The organism is Methanobrevibacter sp., from assembly GCF_045603845.1.
Taxonomy (GTDB): domain Archaea; phylum Methanobacteriota; class Methanobacteria; order Methanobacteriales; family Methanobacteriaceae; genus Methanocatella.
Map to the genome: position 1 here is coordinate 12,427 of NZ_JAZUMY010000070.1, position 21,337 is coordinate 33,763.

Sequence of the window (21,337 nt, forward strand, 5' to 3'; positions counted from 1 at the left end):
TCCCTCATAATAATTAAGTTCTTGATTTTAAAGTGACCGCATTAGCTAAAATAACACATCCAAGGAACATGAATGCCAATAATGCAGTACCGTTAATAGTCCTGTTAAATACGAATAAACCAATTAAGGCCTGTGCACAAAATGCTGATAATGCACCTATTAACAATACTTCTTTTCCTAAGTATTTTTTACTATTTTTCTCTCTTTTCTCACGGTACATGGTCAATATTTTTAAACCGATGATAATTGTACCTAAAACAAATACGATTAAACCGATGAGTCCTAAATATCCAAAATCAAATCCGTAACCCATAATTCCCGGAAGCATATAGTCGACTGTATCCTTCTGGTTAACCAGTACACCGAAAAACATTGGGAAAGGCAATCCGAAAAACAATACCAATTGCATCGGAAGGGTAATGTAACCTTCAGCAAAAGCCGTTCCTTCAGCACCCCAGTATGATGCGTTTCCGCTGTGACCTATAAGCTGAATATTGTTCAATACCATTTTTACACTTGATAATGAGTATTGTTCAAGTCTTGATAACCTTAACATAGGTGAAAAGATTGTCATTCCTGAAACTCTTGAAATAACCTCCAAACCTAAAAATCCGGCAACAGCAACACCTAAAAAGATTAAAATCCTTCTAAGGGTCAGTACGGATTTTTCTCTGAATGTTTTGGAAATCATCAGATAACCAATGAACAATCCTAAAATCCATAATAACAGGAAAGATCTGTGCATTAATCCACCGAAGACTGTAATACCTGCAATGAATAATATTACAAATCTTCTAAGGGGTCGCACATCGACTCCCGAGTTCTTCATCACCTTCAGCGACGCTAAAGCAGTGACAGCCCCCATAAGAGCGATTGGACCAAATGGATGCGTAAATTCAGCCTGACTTGAAGATATGACAAGCAATGCAATATCTGCTCCGAAAAGAAGAGTAAAACCGCCAGCTATAAACAAAGATAAAAATGTCACTACACTTAGAGATAACGGAATTAAATTTAAAACGAATACCATTAAAATAAATAACATTATCCCTACTTCTAATATTAGCTGTAAATGATTTTGAGCTATTAACATCATATATAAATCACAATTTTAATCGATTAAATAAATTAAAATGGACTGACCGGGATTTGAACCCGGGGCCTCCGCCATGCCAAGGCGACGATCTACCATCTGAGCTACCAGCCCATATAAAAAAAATATGAAAAAATCATACTCTTATTATTATATGATTTTTTAATTATAAAATACTTTTTGATTGTCTCCATATTATAATATTGAAAAACTAGCATATTAGCATTTCGATTTTATTTCATTTATAACAGTGACTATCATACCATTAATTTAATAGAAATTAAAAATATAAATTAAACTGGTGAGATAAATGAAAATTTTACTTATAAATGGAAGCCCTAATGAGGAAGGTTGCGTTAACCGTGCACTGGAAGAAGTCTGCACAGAGTTGGAAAAAAATAATATTGAAAGTGAAATACTTTGGTTAGGCAAAGAGCCTATGCAAGACTGCATTGCCTGTTTTGGATGCCAGTTCCACGGAAAATGTGTTTATGACGATTTGGTAAATGAAACCGCAGAGAGATTTGATGAATTTGACGGAATCATAATAGGTTCTCCTGTTTACTACGGCGGAGCCAATGGAAGATTAACATCATTTATGGACAGATTTATCTTCAGTATCGACAAATCAAAAATTGTGGGTAAACTCGCAGCATCTGTTGTATCATGCAGGAGAGGCGGAGCTTCAGGAGCATTTGAAAGGTTAAACCAGTATTTCCTAATGACAAACATGCATGTGGTCAGTTCACAGTACTGGAATCAGGTTCATGGACATACTGCTGAAGATGTCGAGAAGGATTTGGAAGGCCTTCAGACAATGAGGACATTAGCCAAAAACTTTGCTTACCTTTTAAATTCACAAAAAGCAGCATCAGAATCCGGAATTGAAAAGCCGGAATATGAAGAGATTACCTTTACAAATTTCATTGAAGAATAAGATATTTAATTAGATGCTTTTAGAAAACATTTTAAATTATTTTGTTTGAATCTTTTCGGCTTTAATGAGCCGAAAAATTCATTTACGAAAAAATCACCACTAGTTAATTAATCATAAGCAAAAACAATGAAGAAAAATATTATTGAAATTGATAATCCAAATAGGAAGTTCCATGTATCCAAATTCCAGCATATAAAAACAATAGCCAATATTACTAACCAAAAAATCGCATAAAGTACATGAAAAATATTTACAACAGTTTTATGCCGAGTTATTGGTTTCAACTGCTTTTTTAAATAATTTATTAGTTTATAATAATATCTGATGACTGGAGGATTTGTGTATTTGTATATGAAATACAATCTTTTAGTGTAATAATTTCTTTCAGTGCAAATCAATAAAATTAAACCAAAAATTGTTAATACTATACCTATTAGCTTTAAATCAAATATTCGGTATAATACAATTCCATTGTAGTAATAGATACCTGTATAATCCCATCATTATCTTTACTAAAAAGTATCATATTTAACAGAAATGGAAGCTAATTATTAGCAAAATTAGGGAATCTTTAATTATCAACATACTTTCCCTACAACTTATTTTTGAGCAATGACACAAATCCATGATGCATCTTCGCCAGTGAATGAATCCTTTGACTCCTTAACAAAAGTTTTAACCCTTGAAAAACCATTATTTTTTAAATAGCTAACCAATTCGTCTTCCGAGTAAATATTGCAGTTCAACAATTCGATGAATTCCTTTTGACGTTCATCATTTTCCTTCGGAAGCGCTTCATTGCAAATAAGAAAAATACCGTCATCTTTCAAGACCCTATTGACTTCCTTCAAATCATTTTCAAAGTCCGGCCAGAAATAGACTGTTTCAAAAGCAGTTATGATATCAAAAAAATTATCATCAAAAGACATTTGAGAGACAGATTCTTGCCTTATCTCGCATCTTTGATTTTCAATTTCCACAAAATTCAGTTGTATGGATTTTTCAACGGATAATTGTGAATAATCTATTCCATAGACCTTATTATCAGTTAATTTTAAAAATCTTCTGACATTGACTCCGCCACCGCAGCCAATATCTAGAATAAGAGAATTTTGAGAAATATTCAAATGACTTACTCCCCATTGAGCAAGTCCTTCATGATTAACATTCATGTTATTGATCAGCTCTTCGCCCAATTTGCCTTTAGGATTTCCGGCATTAATCAATAACTCAGGATTTTTAATAATTTTCATGTGAAACTATTTACCGTTTTTTCCCAAATCATACAGATTATCTATGATAATCTGGAACAGGTCATCAGTTTTAAGGTCAATTTTTTCATGAGGATTCTGAAGGAAGTCCAAAGCCTTTGTAACGACCTGATTAACATTGTTTGACCTGTACATAAGTCCATTGTCAATATAGTACTGGTCAACTGACAAAGTCGTTCCAGGATAGCATGAAATAACTGGAGTCTGAAGGATAGCCGCTTCCCTGTTCATAGTTCCTCCGGCACCGATAACAAGATCACATTTTTTAATCAAACTTGAAGTGTCAACTGGAGGCTCCAATATTGTTACATGGTCAATTCCTTCAAAAATATCAGCCTGTTCTTTAAATCTTGGTAAAATCAGGATATTTGCATGATCTTTTAAATCATCAACGATTGGAGACAATACTGACTTTCTGCAATCGGCATCCAGGTATGATGCGAGGGAAGGTTCAGGTCTCATCAAGATGGTTTTTGGATGTTCGAGTTTCAGATTCAAATCCTTGAAAACATCATCATTGTATTTGAAGCTTTTGAAGTGCATCAATTCGGAGGTTCCGTTATATGGAATAATAGTATTTGGATCGGCTCCGAATTTCATTAGCTTCCACATATCAATTTTGCTTGGAGTGATAATTCTGTCACATAAAGGTAAGGTTAACTTGTTGGCTGCAAGGGCATGTTCATTGTCTAAAACGTACAAACTCGGAATTCCTAAACCGAATGAGATTCTAGGAAGTTCGATAGAATGCTTGCTAAGGGCGACATCAACCCTTTCACCGGCTATAATGTCAACAAGGTTATATACTCTTGAAGTACTTTCCTTGAGCTTGTCATATAAACTTACACCATGTTTTCCAACGGATATGAAGTCTATATCATACATATTCATCAGCTTATGAATATCACCAAACTGTCTTGCGGTGACAATCAAATCCTCACCTTCGGCTTCAAGATACTTGATTACATCCTTGAAGAACCTTACGTGAGGAGCGTTAGAAATATCAATCCAAATTTTCAAAAAATCACCAGACTAATTTTTCATTGCATCTTCAATGCATTCAATAATTTCATCCAATCCTTTGCCTTCTTTTAAGCTGGATTTGATGACTTTAATGTTAGGATTTAATTTTTTGGCATCATCAACCATTTTATCTGCATCCGCACCGACAGCATCTGCCAAATCAACTTTGTTGATGACAACAACATCAGAGGTCTGGAAGATGATAGGATGTTTTTCAACTGTGTCATCCCCTTCGGTAACGCTTACAACAACGATTCTTAAATGTGAACCTAATTCAAAGTCAACCGGACAGATTAGGTTTCCTACATTTTCAATGATGAGCATGTCCATGTCATCCAATGGCAGGTCTTCAATACCGTGGCCTACCAAGTGAGCGTCCAAGTGGCATTCTTTTCCAGTGTTTAATCCTACAACAGGGACATTGTGCTTTTCTATTCTTCCGGCATCGAATTTAGAGATTACATCTCCTGCCAATACACCTATTTTATAATCGGTATTATCAATGATTTCTTCAACCAATGTTGTTTTACCGGATCCGATTGCCCCTACAAAATCAACACAGAATATTCCTTTTTCCTCTAAGTTTTTCTTATTCCTATCAGCTAATTTTTTGTTAGCGTCCATAATATTTTTTGCTACTTCAACATCTGCTACTTGATGCATATAATCACCATATCTTTCAGTTTAATCATCCTCAGGTTTTTCAATGACAATATTTTTAACAACAATATCCTTACCGTTTAAAATTTCAACAGAGAAACTATCGCACTCAGGACATTTGACCATAGGTGCGTAATGGTCCTTGTCATCCAGTATAGCATTTCCATGGAAATTGCAGTCATGACATTCAACTTCCACCGGAATTTCTTCAAAGACTATTTTTGAATCTTCCATAATTGTATTTTCAACCAATACTCCTAAAATAAATTCTAATTGCTCTGGATTAACCATTGCAAGTCTTCCAAGTTCAATGGTAACTTCATTGACTTCAGTTGCATTATTACTTTCCGCAGTTTCAATTACTGCATTTATTATTCCTTGAGCCATTGACAATTCATGCATTTTATTTCACCTAAGAAAAAAATATAATTTTTAATATTATAATTTTTAATCTACTGTGTTAATAAATTTTATCAATAGAAATTGTTGCAATTAACAACATTTATATATTTCCTGAAATAAAGTATTATTAACAAAAAGAGAGAGTAATAATATGAGTTATGAAAGTAAATTCGGATTCGGATGCATGAGGCTTCCGACAACAGACCCTAACGACCCAACAAGCATAGACCAGGAACTGTTCAATGAAATGGTTGACATATACATGGAAAAAGGATTCAACTACTTTGACACATCTTACGCTTACCATAACGGAATGTCTGAGGTAGCTATTAGAAAAGCTGTAGTTGAAAGATATCCGAGAGAGTCCTATCAGATTTGTGACAAGATGCCGACCTGGGCACTGACATCAGAAGAGGACAATGACAAGTTTGTCCAAGAAATGCTTGAAAGACTAGGAATTGAATACTTTGACGTGTTTTTTGTCCATAATGTTAACATTCCATGGTTTAAACTTGCAGAAAACGCAAAAACATTCGAATATATAAAGAAAATGAAAGAGGACGGAATAGCTAAAAAAATCGGATTCAGCTTCCACGACAACTCCAAACTGCTAAAAGAAGTTTTAGAAAAATACGGAGATTTCCTTGACATCGTGCAACTGGAACTGAACTACCTTGATTGGGAAGATCCTGCCATTGAAGCACACAAATGCTATGACCTGTGTGTTGAATACGGACTCGATGTCTATGTGATGGAACCTCTGAAAGGAGGAGTTATCGTAAACCAGAGTGAAGACATTCAAAATGAATTCAAGGAGTTTAACCCTGACAAGTCAATAGCAAGCTATGCATTGAGATTCTGCGCATCCCTTGAACATGTAAAAATCGTTCTGAGCGGAATGAACAAGATGGATGATTTGCTTGATAACTGTGATACTTTTGAAAACTTCGAGGTTTTAAATGAATCTGAAAGCAAATTTTTAGAGGAAATGGCAGAAAAATTAAGCTCAAAACTTGCAGTCCCATGCAGCGAATGCGGATACTGTGTTGATGCATGTCCTGAAATGATTCCTATACCTGAATATTTCGCACTGTTCAACAGAAGCAAAAATCAGCCTGAATCAAACATCTATAAAAATTATTTCGATAAATTAGGTGACGAGAAAATTCCTGCCGATGAATGCACATACTGTGGAACCTGCCTGGATTACTGTACACAACACATTGACATACCTGAAGAGCTTGAAAAAGTCTGTGAACACTTTGAAGAAGGTTTCAGCGCTTATTCAGGCGCCCCTTAAAAAAAACGATTAACCATCCCATTATTTTTTTAACAGAGCATAATATTTAAAATAATTCATTATTCCATTTCATAATACGAAATCTAATCTAATTTTTAAAGTTCAGTTAATTTTAATGAATAAAATCCTCATTATACAATTCTCTTTTTACATCATTCAAATAGGATAAAAAAATGAGTAGAATGGAAGTGAAAATCATAATTTAATATAATAAATATAAACTTTTAAAAACAATTATATCTAATAGGAAACTATAATAAAAATATGGACAGGAAAATCAAATATTTTATTTTATTTTTTCTTTTGATAGGAGATTTACTTATCCATATCCAATATAATCCCGATTTGTGGAATCTGTTTTATACTGCTTTTTTCATAGTGTTCATGTTTGACCAATTAGAAGAAGTGTTTCCTGTCAAAATACGCAAAATTTTAGTATATCTTATGATGCTGTTCTGTTTTATTGACGGTACATTTGGACTAATGAACAATGATTTGCAAAACGTTTTTCTTTCCTTTGGATTTCTTTTGTTTATGATTTGGCTTTATTTAAAACATATATTGATAGATATTGCCAAATTTTGTTTGGAGAAGGAATATTCTTATTTAACTTTAAAAATAACCAATTTATACATATTCATTTACGGGAAAGAGCAATATATATTATCTGTTAAGGGCGCTGCATTAAATTTATCCTGCAAATATCATGAAGCGTTGGAATGTTTGAAAGAATCTGAAGAATTGGGTTATAATCATCACTACTTATATGCAAATATTGGTTATTCTTGGATGTTTTTAGAGAACTACGAAAATGCATATGAATACTTTAAATTAGCAATAGATGGCAATCCCCTTGATGTTAGCTACATGTATTGTATTTCATATGTCCTAATTCAATTGGGCAACTATGATGAATCAAAATATTATATAGAAAAAGCATTGAAACTAGATGAAACAAATAAATCGATTAATGAATTAAAAGAATTTCTTGAAAGTTAAGTGAAAACATAATTAAATTATCTAAAACCAACCTAATTTGAACTATCTCGAACGGTAGAACTCGAGGCAGTTCAACCAAGCTTAATAAGGTATCCGATTCAACTTTATGATTATTCTTTTTCAGACTATTAAATACTTCATCAAGCACTGTATTGTTTATCAGTTTTCATTCCTTGTCGATGACGGGTCTTAATTTACCATCAATAAAAAAAAGCCTATAAATAACAATAATGTTATCATCATTTGGGACGACAAATAGTTTTAAGATAATTCCTTTATTAGCTCACGAACCATCTCATTATTCTTATCCAATTTGGATGCTTTTCTGGCATATTCCATAGCTTTTGGAAATACTCCTGCCATACGGTAAACATAACCCATCAGTGCATTGGCTTCGACATGTGTATCATCAATAGCAAGAAGCTCTTCCAAGAGTTCCCTTGCAGTATCCAAATCACCCTGATTAAATAAATCGTAAGCTTCCTCATATAATGTATCGACATCATCAAATGATTTGTCTTCATCATTATCAACACTTTTATGAACGAATTCCTTGCTGGCCGGAGCGAACTGGAGTTTCTGCAGCAGTGTAGCTGCGTTCTGATTTGAAGGACTTATCTTTAACGCCTTTCTTGCATAATACATTGAAACATCCTCAATTCCCTGTTCATAAAGTACATGAGCCATTAAAAGATTTGCATTCAAGTCATCTGCATCGACAGAGAGTATCTCATGGAGCAGATCCTTGGACTGGCTGTAAAGGTGATCTGAATAAAGGTTTAGTGCCTGTAAGTACAAGTCTTCATCTTCAGCGACAGGAATTTCTTCAGTTTTAACCTCGGAATTATTCTTCAACGTTTCATCAAGCATATACTGCAAAATATACTCTGTTGCATTTTTGTGAAGAGGCTTATTATCATTACCACATTTAGGTGAATATATGCATGAAGGACATCCGTTTCTGCATTTGCATCCCTTGATTAAATCCAATGTTGATTCCAAAAGCTCAACAAAGACATCCACAGCCTTTTCACAGATTCCGATTCCTCCTTCATATCCGTCATAAATGAATATGGTAGCGTCTTCAGTGTCCTTGTGATATGCCGTTGACATTCCGCCTATATCGAAGCGGTCACACATTACCTGCAGAGGAAAGAGTCCGATCAATGCATGTTCCGCTCCGTGAAGTCCGCCTTCAAAGACTTCATCGTCATCAGGATACAAATCCTTTAATGTATCCTTTACGCTTTTTGGAATTGTAAACCATAATCCTTTAGTTTTGAATTTCAATGGAGGCAGGTCAAGTGAATACATTCCCAGAACCCTTGAATGCTGCATTTTTTTGTATTTATAATAGTCCTTCTTAACGTTTAATTCACCGAAATGAATTGTCAAATCACCATATTGCTTTTTAAACTCCTTTGACACCACATTAACGTCTGTATCATTGAGCACCATGGTGTGATAGTCAACATTTTTCTTCGATACGTTGACATATCCTGATTTCAGATTGACATTATCAACAGTATATGTTTCTCCCTTATTGATTAGAATAGCTCCCTCGTGGGCTTCACGATATACCTGTGAGCGTTCCATTGTCTCAAGCAGTCTGCCGTTGCTCATAATCTTGAACTCTTCTGAAGATATCTGGTCCAGTGAATGGTCAAATGCAGGATTATCATCATATTTATATGTATAATTGCCGACACGGGACAGGTACAGGTAATCCTTCCTGACAAGATTGTCCAGGACTTCATCGGAAATGTTGAAATATTGCATAGCCTCTCCTTTCTTCAGAGGCAATTCATTAGCGGCGCATAATAAATGTGCTTCCTGCAAAATAGGGTTGGTCAAATCAATGATTGCCTTTTCCTGAGGTTTTGAGAAAAATGCCTTCGGATTGTTCATGTAATACTGGTCAAGCTGATTTTCAAATGCAAGCAAAATCGCAAGGGATTTCTGATTGCTTCTTCCAGCCCTTCCGCTCTGCTGCCATGTGGACATCATGGTTCCGGGAAAACCTGAAATGATTACTGCATCAAGAGATCCTATATCAATTCCCAACTCCAACGCATTGGTGCATGTAACTCCCAGATATTTGCCTGACTTTAAGCCGTCCTCGATTTCACGTCGCTCTTCGGGACGGTAACCTGCCCTATAAGCGGCAATACGAGTATTGTCCAGTTTGCCGTCAGTCAATTTGGCATCCTTTTTGGACCACATTGCAATTAATTCAGTGATTTTACGTGAAACTGTAAAACACAGAGTTTGAATATTTTTAAGCATGAGATAACGGAAAATATCTGCTGTAACAACATGTATTGAGGGAGCAGACGATTTGGCTGAATTTCTATAGTTTTTAAATGGATTGAACAGGATAAAATCTTTCTCTCCGCTCGGTGAAGTGTCATTGTCAACCAAAGTGAATTCCTCACCCGTCAGCTTATTGGCAAGCTCCAAGGGATTGGCCAATGTTGCTGATGAAAGAATAAATTTAGGATCAGACCCGTAGAAATTAGCTATTCTTTTAAGCCTTCTGATTAAAAAAGCCACATTGGAACCGAAAACACCCCTATAATAATGTGCCTCATCGATTACAATGTATTTAAGGTTTCTGTAGAATCTCTCCCACTGGTGATGCCATGACAGAATCAGATGCAGCTGATATGGATTTGTCAGGATTACCCTTGACTTTTGTCTGATTCCATACCTTTGGGACTTTGGAGTGTCACCGTCATAGGTTCTGGGATTGGTTTTAATGCCCAAATCACTTTCCAATTCCTTTAAAACATTCAACTGATCATTTGACAATGCCTTTGCCGGATAAATATAAAGTGCAGTTGCCTTTTCATCATCAATTAACGTATCCATGATTGGCAGATTGAATGCCAGGGTTTTTCCAGAAGCGGTATTTGTTGTCAAAATGACATTTTCGTCCCGTTTTATTGCTTCATAAGTTTCTGCCTGGTGTTCATACAGTTTAATTTCCTTTGAATCAAGATAATCAACGATCTTATCATTTAAATCAGGAATCTTTTTGAAACTGGCTTTTTTTGCAGGGATTGTTTCGACATGGGCAATGTAATCCCTAAACCTGACATCGTTTTTAAATGCATCAATCGGAGAATCTAACATAATAATCATTAAAAATAGTTATTCAGATATTATATTGATTAAATTAATATTTAAATTATTGTGTTTTTTCAATACTGTTCAAATGCTCTCTCAATTAGTTTATAAACCATTAAAAAAATATATATTATATAATAAAATTTTTAGGGAATTACAATGATTAGTTATGAAAAATTTGAAGATATAGTTGTAAATATTTTGAAAAGAGATATTTCATCCAACCATGACCAGAAAAAAGCTATTCTTTCAAAAGAAAATGAAGGACTTTTTATTGTAGCTGGACCGGGATCTGGAAAAACAACAGTAATTGTGCTTAAAATATTGAAATACATCTTCGTTGATGATGTCAAGCCAAACGAAATACTGGCAACAACATTTACAAAAAAAGCTGCCAATGAACTATATTCACGTATTCTCGGATGGGGAGATGAAATTAAAAATTATCTCATAGACAATGCCGGAGACGATTTTGACCTTCTCATGGCAATAAACAGAATTGACTTCAACCAGATAACCCTTGGAACTACAGACAGTATTGCTCAGGAGCTCCTGCGTGTTCATAAGGAGCCGGGAACAAATCAAGAAGAGGTTATAGAGGAATTCGTTGCCAAATTCGCAATGGTGAAGATACTTCTCAAGGACAACCGCTACCTGGACGCCAACCTTGAAGGATATCTCAGAAGCTTCACTAAAAAAGAGAAATTGAAGGAAGCCTCACAGATGAGTGAAATCCTTCTTGAAATGAAAAACAGAATGTATTATGACCAAATAGACTTTGAAGAGTTCTACAATAATGTTGGTGAAGGAAGCGGTGCCAGAATAGCTCTTGATTGCATTAGGGAATATGAGGATGAACTTAAAAGCAGAAACATCATTGACTTTACAATGCTTGAATCCAAATTCCTTGACTTTTTAAGGAATGACAAGCTGGACATTTTCCTGGATGACCTGAAAATCATTTTAATCGATGAATATCAGGACACCAATCTGATTCAGGAGGAAATCTACTTTACGATGGCAAAATCAGCTATTGAAAATGGAGGAAGCATTTCTGTTGTGGGCGACGATGACCAGTCCCTTTACCGTTTTAGGGGAGCCACCGTTGACCTTTTCACGAACTTCAAATCAAGAGTAAGGGAAAAGCTTGGAATCGATGTTGAAGAGATTAACCTGAGAACGAATTACCGTTCAAGCAAAAACATCATCAATCATTGCAACAGGTTTGTTGAGCTTGACGGAGAATATCAAAATGCAAGAGTTGAAGATAAGCCTAAAATCATTGCTCCCGAACTGGAAAAGAACAACATGCCAATTTTAGGATTGTTCAGAAACAACCCTGAAATGCTGTCCAAGGACATTGCAAAGCTAGTGGGCGACCTAATCAATAAGGGCGAAACCACCTTAAAGGTAAACAGGGTAATAGATGACGAGTACTTCAAAAAGCTTGAAAGGTGCAAAACTAAAGGAGACCTTTCACAGCTGAGAAAAGAAAGTGCACAGAAAGCCAGAGGAAAGGAACTGATTACCATCAAACTGGATGAAGAGGAAGGTTCAGCATCAGACATGGCTGTCCTGACATATTCACCGCAGGAAATGAAATTTGGAACCCCAACATTAAACGGCCATATAAGGCGCCAGTTGAGGAGACTGAAACCTCCTATTGACGTATTCAATCCTAGAGGACGTGACCTTCAGGAAATAAAGGAAGTGGCAATATTCTGCGGACTGATGCTTGAATGTATTGATCCCGAGTCCAAAGTCCAGGAATCCGATAAACAATTGCCTCTTCTTGGAAAAAGGAATATGCAACGCTGGAGATATGAGGCCAGGGAATATATCAAACTGAACCCTATGCCCCATGAACCCTTCAATTTAAACACTTTCGTTATCGATTGGCAAAGGAGAAACCCTAGAGGATACGATTCCTGGCCAGACAGAGCCAATTTAATGGAACTTGCATATAAACTGGTTACATGGCTGGATTTCCTACAGGAGGATGCTGAAGGTGTGGTTTATCTGGAAGCAATTACCCAATCAATTACCCAAACAGGATTTTTCAACAAATATTCGGCCAATATTGTATTTACATCACCTGAAGAGGAAAGGCTGTCAATTCTTGAAGCAATATGGAATATCTTCCTTCCAATAGCTACAGGAGACGTTTCAATAGAGGAATCCCTGCTTGAAACACTGCCTGCAAACCGACTGAACATCATGTCAATTCACCAGTCAAAAGGCCTGGAATTTCCTTTGGTGATAGTCGATGTGGGTTCAAAATTCAAAAACAATGACGTGAGAACACAGAGCCTGAGATTTCCCAAAATGGAACCTGACTACACAATTATGGAAGAGACCATACGTAAATACAGCGAGCTTGGTGAAGGCAACAGAAGCGAAAAGGACAAATCATTTGACGATTTGACAAGACTTTATTTTGTGGCATTTTCAAGGGCGGAGCACATTCTGATTCTGGTCGGACTATACAATGCAATTGACGGCTATGCATATAAGGACAAGCACAAGTCAATTCCAAACATTGCTTTGGGATGGAGTAGAGACGAACATCAGAAAGGATTTAAGGAGATTTATTTAGTATAAAGGTGATTTAATGAAGTTATCATCAAAATCAAAACCATATATGATTCCGGAATACAGTTTGACCGGAGATTTATTATCATACCTGACATGCGGATTGCAATACCGCTACCAGAATAAGGGAACCCTTCCGCCTTCAATGCCCGTTCAGCTGTGGTTTGGTGAATTTATTCACGGAGTTATGGAAGAGGCCTATCTTGAATGGGAAAATAATAAAACAGAATTCCCTTGGGACTGGAAGGAAAATATCAGACCTATTGAGGAGATAATCGACAGAAGACTTCAGGTCAGAGGACTTTATCCTCCTGCAAATCATTTCTTTACCATAAATCATCCGGACAGTGAACTGGAGATTGAGGACCTTAATGAATACGACCACAAAAAGCTGGCAAGCGCCAGGGCCGAAAAGGCAATTAACGTTTGGGGAGCCGACCTGTTTCCGTTAATGGAATCCGCAGAGGTATTAATCAAAGGTTTAAGGGACATGCCCTACACCAAAAATGACAAGCGTTCCAAATATTACGGCATCAATGGAGTAATTGACGTGCTGAGCCTCGTAAATATCAATGATGACAATAAAATTGTAAAATATTTAAAGGAAAACGAAGAATTCAATAAGCTCGCCGAAAAATACGGTAAGGATGAATATGAAATCATCATTGATTATAAGGGAATGAAAAGACCTCCTAGCGATGTCAAAAACAGCAACAATGAAAATTGGGATTATCATGAAAGGCAGATTCTCACTTATTCCTGGCTTAGGCAAAAGCAAGAGAACAAAAAACCTATTGCAGGAATAATATTCTATTTGAATGAACTTGTTCCTTCAATTGAAGATTTGAAACTGATTAAAGATGATATCTACTATCATATGACTGATGTCGGCGACAGCGAAGAGTATAAGGACGATATTGAACTGATTGAAAAATGGCAGGACGATGATGAAATGCCTAAACTGTCCGAAAAGTTCAAAGTAGACAGATCAATCAGAATAATACCTATAGATGATGAAAAGATTGACGAAGCGCTGATGAAATTCGACAATGTCGTTGAAAAAATAGAAACTTCCATAATAAAGGAGATTAACGGTTCCAAGATACAGGATGCTTGGACAGCCGAAGGTGAAGAGAGAACCTGTTCGGCATGCGACTTCAAAACTTTTTGCAAAAACAACAAGAACAAAACAAAAGAATTTAAAATTCCTTAATACAAATATTAATATAAGGTGAGTATTATGAGTAGTTTGGAGAAAAATAAAAAATATTGTGATGTAATAGCTTCACAAGTTAAATTGACATGCAAACCTGTAGCTATGAAACTGATTCAGAGCGAAGATGAAGTCCCTGAAGGATACGAACTGATTTCCGAAAAGGTAAGGCACTGCGAAATGGTTAGAAAAGCTTCTCTCGGTGAAAAGTTCTACAGTACCGTTGAAGAGCAAATGTGTCTTGGCGGAGCAGGAGCAATCGGTTTAAGAGATATGCCTGAAAAATTGGCAAACGGAGAAAAATATTTCTCATTAGGCAGATTCAAAGATTTGGAAACAGCAAAAAGTCTTACTTCAAAGCTTTCCATTGTTGAAGACGAACATTGGGGAATGATTTACGCACCTTTGGATGAGGCTGACTTTGAAGCTGATGTAATTCAAATCATTACCGAACCTGTTGGCGGTATGAAATTGGCTCAAAGTATCGTATATGCAACCGGCGAAAAGATCAACCCTAGTTTCGCAGGTATTCAATCATTATGCGGAGATGCTTTTGCAAATCCTTACATTGAAGATGGAATTAACTTTACATTAGGCTGTGATGGTTCTAGAAAAGCCGCTGATATCAAAGACAATGAAATGACCATCGGTATTAGCGCAGCAAAAATAGAAGAAGTAATTAACGGATTGGAATCTATTTAATTACATCCAAATAATCATCATAATGATTAATGTTCAATAATTCCTTTTTATTTTTTTCTTTTATACCATAAAATGTATAACCGTCAGCAAATATCTTTCTTAAAATCGGATTTAGGTTATCGTCCTCATTTTCAAGATAATTCATTAAGTTAACCCTTGGTGCTACAAATGGCATTCCAAGGCCTTCGGCAGTATCCAGCAAGCCTGTTTTTCTTCTTCTTAAAATGGAAATTGTATTGAATGGATTTTCACACTTTTCCAATACATTTATCATGTTGTTAAATGTGTCCGTTGATACTGTCGGCTGGTCACCGGTTACGCATAATGCAAAATCTGAAGATATATTTGACAGACCATGATATAAAGAAGTTGATAAACCTACATCACACGGATTGTTTATGATGAATTTTACTGAGTCTTCATAATTATCAGAAATAGCATCCATTATTTCATCACTATAATGGCCAAGTACCACAATGCATTCATCAATATTTGCATATAATGTATTGTCAATGGTGGTCTCCAAAACTGTCTTATCGTTAAATGGTAAAATGAGTTTATTTTTAACTTCGAGATTTCTGGAAATCTGATCTTTACGCATTCTGGAATTCTTTCCTGCTGCTGTGATGATTGCTGAAACTGTCATAATAAAAAAAGAAATATTAGGTGGATGAATCACCTATATCAGTCGAACTGGTTGAATTTGTAGTCATATTCGTGGAATTGACATCGCTTGTAGGAACATACCTGACAATTTTAGCCAATATACACATTCCAGTACCTTCACCTTCAGTCCACATGACAATTTTAACCGGATAGTCATGGGTATTGGTTACTTTAATGTCACTTGCAGGGTTGTAACCGTACAGTACAGCATTTTCAGAACCGTCCATACCAACAGGCAGACTAAATCCTTCACCTAAAACAGCAGCCCTTAAAGCCCTAGCCGGCGGACATACACCATGTGCCGCACTTCCCCCGGGAGCTTCGTCATCTGAAGCTGCTCCGAATGATACATAGTCATGACCATTACCTGAAGAGTTTGGTGGAATTACTGTATTGTTCCATGCCTCAACGAACTGTCTTGCGTTGAATTCCCTTACACTGTCACCGTATTCAGGGTGAGAACCTAAATATGTATAATAGACTTCCCCATCGATTTCAGTGGTATTTCCCATATACAAAACGATTGGAGAATAAGAAGGATAAGCATCCACATAATCGGAAACTTCCTTACCGAAAATACGTTCTACATCATCATAGCTGATATTGTTTCTTCCATCAGAGAATCCTACAATTCCTTTCTGCAAAGTGAAGTTGGAACCGACGCTGGAATCATAATTATACCAGTTCACAATTGATGTAGCGTTATAGAAATCATTGCTGTAAGGCAAATCTTTAATTTGGTCAGTAGGAACGGATTCTACAACAGTACCATTCTCAACAACATCTACACCATCTTCAGTTTTGGTTAATACCTTATAAGGACTACTGTAACCCCATATATAATTATCAGGAGCCTTAACAGATAGTTTATCACCGTCAAGAGTCAAATACCCCGGACCTTCAAAACCATAGACATTTCCATAAGAATCAATACCATCAGAAGAAATGGTTGAAAAATCAAAAGGAACATAACCCGTTGTTAAAGTTAATAATATGCCCTTTAAATCTAGAGTTGAAATTTCATGGATTATAAATGTTGGATTTGAAAGCAATGGAACCTCAATCATATCCCTATCATCCAGAACAGAATCTCCTGCAAACATGGATTGACCTATAGGCAAATCATAAGCCGCCGCAAATGATTGGCCGGTAAATGATGTATGATTTACAAATGAAAATGCAAATAACAATATGCAAATAAAAAATAAAATCAATACAATTTTAATAGAAGTATTTCTCCATTCATAACTCATTATACAAACACCTAAGTAAATTACTATTACTGAATAATATGTATTTTATTACTATTTATACATAATGATTTAAGCGAGTTTTTCGGAGATTAATTTAATTCTTTCCTGAATATTAATGATGGCATCCTGTCCATTTCCACCAATAAGCATTGCCTCCTCATGAGAGAACTCTGCAACATATGCTATTATATCATCCAAAGAAGTGGCAGTCAATACCCTTCCACGATATTTTAAGTAGTTTAAACGATAAATGGCCAAATCCAGGTTATCATCCAAACCAGGGAAAATAACAATCACTTCAGGATTATACTTTACGGCCTCATCAATGATTTCAAGCCTGTGAGTTTCATGTGATCTCGGAGTACCGATAAATATTGCATAAAAGTCCTTTTCACTCAAAACTGATTTCAATGCATCGGAGTTATCTGTTTTACCAACATAAACCAGAGCATCATTAATTTTATAAACATCCAGACGTCCGCTGACAGCTTCAAACTCTGCCAAACTCTCTTTAATGATGTCTTTGGAAATTTTCAACTCACCTGCAATGGCCATAGCCAAACCTGCATTTAACTTATTGAATTTACCGAAAACCCTTAACTCGTCCTGATATTCAAAATAGGAAATATGCTTTGCAGCGACTTCCTTGAAATTGCTGTTGAAGTCCTGATTGAATGCAGTGAAAATTTCCTTATCTGTGAAAAATCTTACCAGAGAATCCTTATAATTGGCTATGGTTTTGTGGACATCCATGTGGTCATTGCCTATATTGGTCAAACCGACCATGTCAAAGTCAAAAGCATAATTACAGAAATCCAATGTCATGTCACAGACTTCAACAAGAACTATGTCATAATCGCCGTTTTCGGCTTCAAGCATTAAATCATAATATCCTGAAAAGCCACCTCCGCCGTTTCCTCCGACCAATACTTTTTTACCGGCGTTTTCCAAAATAGATTTCAGCATGTGAACCGTGGTTGTCTTACCGTTTGTTCCGGTTATACCTATGGTGAATATTTTCTTGTGATTGGAAACGACTTCACCTAAAAAATGGCCTTCATCCAAGAGTTTAGTGGCAAAAGATCCTCCGAACATGCTGGGACTTATAGCAATTGCATCGCATTCATCAATTGCCTGAGAATTGGTAAAACCCAAATCCAGAGTTAACGTGTCTGAAACGATGGAAAATGTTTCTCCACCATCTAAAAAATTTAAAGAAATACCATGTAAATTCAAATCAGACAAATCAACGTTACTGTTCAAATCACTGGCATAAACTTCCCAACCATGTTTTAAAAGTGAATTAACTGCCTTTTTACCTTCTACACCTAAACCAATAACCGCCGCTTTCATAAAAAACAAAAACCTTAAAATAAATTATACTAAATATATTATTAATTTAAGTATTTTATAAAATATATTTTTTGTTTAGGTGAAATGAATGTTTGAAGAAGATAAAGATGATAAAATTTATAATTTAATTATAACCAATGGAATTGATAAAAACAGAGAATACGGACAATTTACAGAAAAATTATACTCAAAAACAGATTTTTTATGGAAAGAATCAATGTCTGCCGCTTATGCAACTGCCGGAGATGAATTCTTTAAAAAAGTGGATAGGATTATCCTGCTTGCCGGATTATATAAGGACAACAAGGAAACATTCAATGATTTGGTAGCGGCTGGAGAAAAATATAACATTCCTCTAGTACTTGTAAGGCCATACGGACTTGAAGAAGTACCAGAAGAATTAGAAGAAAAAGCTGCAACCATCGTTGGTTGGAATGCAAACTGCATAGTCGATTCCATTAAAAATTCCGATGAATTTTTAGAAGAATAGTAATTTAACTTACTATTCTTGAAATTCCATTTTCTTTTTCTACCTTAATCAGATTATCAGCAGCACTTTCAAGCTGATTTTCGTGTGTTACAATTATCATTTGAGGCAATACAGACATTTCTTTTAATAAATTGATTAATTCCTGCCTTCTTGCATCATCCAAATGAATTGTAGGTTCATCCAATAAGATAGTTTCCAAATCTCCCTTAGCCATGGATTTTGTGATACCTAATCTTAAAGCCAGTGCAATAGCTATCTTTTCACCACCACTCACCATTGCCATTGAAGATTCACCTTCAGGACCTCTGACAGTGATATTATAGTCTTCATCCAATATTAAATCGGAATAATTGAAATTAAAGTCGTCAAAGAACTCTTTGGTATTTTTCTGTATAATCGGTCTTGAATTATTTCTTAATTCTTTTTGAATACCGTTTTTACTGTATAAATCACGGATATTCTTTAATAGAACCAGATATTTAGAAATGTTATCATATTCATTTTGGAATTTTTCATTGTTCTTTATCTTTTCAGCTAAACTCTTATGAACATTGATGAGTTCCCTTGCTCTTCCCTTAATCTCAGACAGTTCATTGCTGAAGGATTCGTTTCTTCTGCCATACATCTCATCACGATAAATAATCTGTTCGTATTTTTCCTTATCGTAAGTGGATGCATTGATTTTGTTCTGAATGATTTCCAGCTGATTGTTTGAAACACCAATATCCTCCTTGACTGAATCAAACTGAGTGGATACTGTATTTTTGTTTTGAACGAAACCTTTAAGCTGATTGTACTGTTCATTTTTCTCTTTCAAATCATCGATACGCTGTTTAAGTTCCAGGTTATCCATATCCCCGCTTAAATGAGGATCACTGTCTATGGCCAACTTAATGTTTTTAACGTGAGTATCGATTTCGTTTTTGATTTGTTTAAGCTTATATTCGGATTCCGTCTGACTGCCCAAAACATCCAAAGCACCTTTGGATTGATTATAGTCATCATGGTCCTGCTTGTAGCTTTCACGATTTTCCCTTTCCTTGGATATCTCTATAATGATTTCTCCAAGTTTATTTCCGGTATACTCCTTGGAATCAAGGCCTTGGTCGATTTCACTTAAACGCTGCAAATCCTTTTCCAGGTTAGAGAACTTGTATTTGTATTCCAAAATTTCTTCGGACAATTTTTTAACCTTGGATTCCTTATCCTGGAAACTTTCCTTATTCTTGGTAAACAATCTGATTGTCTCTTCATGTTCACTGATTGCCTTTGTATTCTCTTCAATATCCGTTTTGTATTGGGTAATCAGTTCCTCTTTTTTATCATCATCAATATCTGACTGACATACAGGACACTTATTGTCAACGTTAGCGAGTTCCTCCAACGGTTTTTCACAGGATACGATAGCCTGTTTGAATGCGACAATATCCTCATTTCGGGAATTGATTTCCTTAGTCAGATCTTCGATTTTGGTTGAAATTTCATCCATGAACTCATTGGTAATTTCACCCAGTTTTTTCAAATCGTCAACATCGACCAATTCATCCTGAGGAATGCCATAATCCAATAGCTTTTCCTTTGAAAGTGAAAAGAATTTTTCAATGTCGTTTCTATCAGATTCTATGCCTTTCAATAACTCTTTTTTATCTTTTTCAAGCTGAGTTAAGGCCGCCAACTGCTTTTCAAGTTCAACTTTCTGGTTGTTTAAAGCAGTTATTTTCTCATCGGATGCCAAATAATCATTATATCCCTGTTTTTTAGCATGAATTAATTTCTTCTGCTCCTTGATGGAATCTATCTTATCTTCAAGCTCAATTTCAGATTCCTTAAGGGATTGAATGCTGACAACTGACTTTTCAAAGTCCAGATAAACGTCCAGCTTTGAAACATATTTTTCCAAACGGCCGATTTCCTCTTCAGCTTCGCGTATCTGATCAAGGTTTTCCTGAAGACGCTGCTTATCGTTTTCAAGCCTTTCCAACGTTTGCTTCTCATTTGCCAAATTGTTCATTTGAGTTTCATAGATTTCCTTTTCACGTTCCATATCACGTTTGCTTTCGGAAATTTCACTTATAAGGTTTTTAACCTCTTCAATTTGTGATTCCAATTCGTGACCTCTTGATTTCAATGCATTTAATTCCTTGGATTTGGTTTCATATTCCTCTTTCAATGCATCCTTGGAATATAACTTACCTTTTATTTCTGAAAGCTTGTTTTCATATTCTCTGATTAATGGAATCATATTATTCCAGGC

Annotated in this window: 17 protein-coding genes and 1 tRNA gene; 7 read left to right on the forward strand and 11 right to left on the reverse strand. The window is 35.7% G+C overall.

Going from position 1 to position 21,337, the window contains the following annotated elements; genetic code table 11:
• Window positions 1-13: 13 nt before the first annotated feature.
• Window positions 14-1,096, reverse strand: a complete 1,083-nt coding sequence (locus ACKI2W_RS06605) for a hypothetical protein (RefSeq protein WP_407380448.1) — start codon at window positions 1,094-1,096, stop codon at window positions 14-16.
• Window positions 1,097-1,134: 38 nt separating this feature from the next.
• A tRNA-Ala gene (locus tag ACKI2W_RS06610) sits at window positions 1,135-1,207 on the reverse strand.
• A 196-nt stretch (window positions 1,208-1,403) separates the two neighbouring features.
• On the opposite strand from ACKI2W_RS06610, the gene ACKI2W_RS06615 reads away from it, so the two are divergent.
• Window positions 1,404-2,030 carry a flavodoxin family protein gene (locus ACKI2W_RS06615; protein WP_407380450.1) on the forward strand — a complete coding sequence of 209 codons (627 nt, stop codon included), beginning with the start codon at window positions 1,404-1,406 and terminating at the stop codon, window positions 2,028-2,030.
• A gap of 599 nt (window positions 2,031-2,629) precedes the next feature.
• Here ACKI2W_RS06615 and ACKI2W_RS06620 read toward each other — a convergent pair.
• The 4 genes from ACKI2W_RS06620 to hypA are packed head-to-tail and all read right to left on the reverse strand — an operon-like array spanning window position 2,630 to window position 5,386.
• Window positions 2,630-3,283 (reverse strand): class I SAM-dependent methyltransferase, encoded by a 654-nt coding sequence (locus ACKI2W_RS06620; RefSeq protein ID WP_407380452.1) that lies wholly within the window; start codon window positions 3,281-3,283, stop codon window positions 2,630-2,632.
• A 6-nt stretch (window positions 3,284-3,289) separates the two neighbouring features.
• On the reverse strand, window positions 3,290-4,321 hold the full coding sequence (locus tag ACKI2W_RS06625) for a DUF354 domain-containing protein (protein ID WP_407380454.1): 1,032 nt from the start codon (window positions 4,319-4,321) through the stop codon (window positions 3,290-3,292).
• A gap of 12 nt (window positions 4,322-4,333) precedes the next feature.
• A complete protein-coding gene (gene hypB / locus ACKI2W_RS06630) occupies window positions 4,334-4,987 on the reverse strand; it encodes a hydrogenase nickel incorporation protein HypB (protein ID WP_407380456.1) in 654 nt (217 codons plus the stop codon).
• Window positions 4,988-5,008: 21 nt separating this feature from the next.
• Entirely contained in the window at window positions 5,009-5,386 is a 378-nt protein-coding gene (gene hypA / locus ACKI2W_RS06635; protein ID WP_407380458.1) for a hydrogenase maturation nickel metallochaperone HypA, read from the reverse strand.
• 151 nt (window positions 5,387-5,537) lie between these two features.
• Between hypA and ACKI2W_RS06640 the strand changes: the two genes are divergently transcribed.
• Window positions 5,538-6,686, forward strand: a complete 1,149-nt coding sequence (locus ACKI2W_RS06640; protein WP_407380460.1) for an aldo/keto reductase — start codon at window positions 5,538-5,540, stop codon at window positions 6,684-6,686.
• 264 nt (window positions 6,687-6,950) lie between these two features.
• Window positions 6,951-7,685, forward strand: a complete 735-nt coding sequence (locus ACKI2W_RS06645) for a tetratricopeptide repeat protein (RefSeq protein WP_407380462.1) — start codon at window positions 6,951-6,953, stop codon at window positions 7,683-7,685.
• Window positions 7,686-7,946: 261 nt separating this feature from the next.
• Here the strand turns inward: ACKI2W_RS06645 and ACKI2W_RS06650 are convergent, their stop codons facing one another.
• Window positions 7,947-10,820, reverse strand: a complete 2,874-nt coding sequence (locus tag ACKI2W_RS06650) for a DEAD/DEAH box helicase (RefSeq protein ID WP_407380480.1) — start codon at window positions 10,818-10,820, stop codon at window positions 7,947-7,949.
• A 153-nt stretch (window positions 10,821-10,973) separates the two neighbouring features.
• On the opposite strand from ACKI2W_RS06650, the gene ACKI2W_RS06655 reads away from it, so the two are divergent.
• The 3 genes from ACKI2W_RS06655 to ACKI2W_RS06665 are packed head-to-tail and all read left to right on the forward strand — an operon-like array spanning window position 10,974 to window position 15,321.
• A complete protein-coding gene (locus ACKI2W_RS06655) occupies window positions 10,974-13,415 on the forward strand; it encodes a UvrD-helicase domain-containing protein (protein WP_407380464.1) in 2,442 nt (813 codons plus the stop codon).
• A gap of 10 nt (window positions 13,416-13,425) precedes the next feature.
• On the forward strand, window positions 13,426-14,619 hold the full coding sequence (locus ACKI2W_RS06660) for a PD-(D/E)XK nuclease family protein (protein WP_407380466.1): 1,194 nt from the start codon (window positions 13,426-13,428) through the stop codon (window positions 14,617-14,619).
• A gap of 27 nt (window positions 14,620-14,646) precedes the next feature.
• Window positions 14,647-15,321 carry a DUF169 domain-containing protein gene (locus ACKI2W_RS06665; protein ID WP_407380468.1) on the forward strand — a complete coding sequence of 225 codons (675 nt, stop codon included), beginning with the start codon at window positions 14,647-14,649 and terminating at the stop codon, window positions 15,319-15,321.
• On the opposite strand, the gene ACKI2W_RS06670 is transcribed toward ACKI2W_RS06665, so the two are convergent.
• The 3 genes from ACKI2W_RS06670 to ACKI2W_RS06680 form a co-directional block, all read right to left on the reverse strand.
• Complete coding sequence (locus tag ACKI2W_RS06670; RefSeq protein ID WP_407380470.1) at window positions 15,314-15,967, reverse strand: NTP transferase domain-containing protein; 654 nt, start codon at window positions 15,965-15,967, stop codon at window positions 15,314-15,316. The two genes, ACKI2W_RS06665 and ACKI2W_RS06670, sit on opposite strands and share 8 nt — an antisense overlap.
• A 16-nt stretch (window positions 15,968-15,983) precedes the next feature.
• Complete coding sequence (locus ACKI2W_RS06675) at window positions 15,984-17,240, reverse strand: hypothetical protein (RefSeq protein WP_407380472.1); 1,257 nt, start codon at window positions 17,238-17,240, stop codon at window positions 15,984-15,986.
• 69 nt (window positions 17,241-17,309) lie between these two features.
• Window positions 17,310-18,593, reverse strand: a complete 1,284-nt coding sequence (locus ACKI2W_RS06680; protein ID WP_407380474.1) for a Mur ligase family protein — start codon at window positions 18,591-18,593, stop codon at window positions 17,310-17,312.
• 88 nt (window positions 18,594-18,681) lie between these two features.
• Here ACKI2W_RS06680 and ACKI2W_RS06685 point away from each other — a divergent pair, with 88 nt between their 5' ends.
• Window positions 18,682-19,083, forward strand: coding sequence for a nuclease (locus ACKI2W_RS06685; protein ID WP_407380476.1), 402 nt, complete (start codon window positions 18,682-18,684; stop codon window positions 19,081-19,083).
• A gap of 4 nt (window positions 19,084-19,087) precedes the next feature.
• On the opposite strand, the gene ACKI2W_RS06690 is transcribed toward ACKI2W_RS06685, so the two are convergent.
• The coding region (locus tag ACKI2W_RS06690) for an SMC family ATPase (RefSeq protein ID WP_407380478.1) at window positions 19,088-21,337 on the reverse strand (2,250 nt) is incomplete at its 5' end.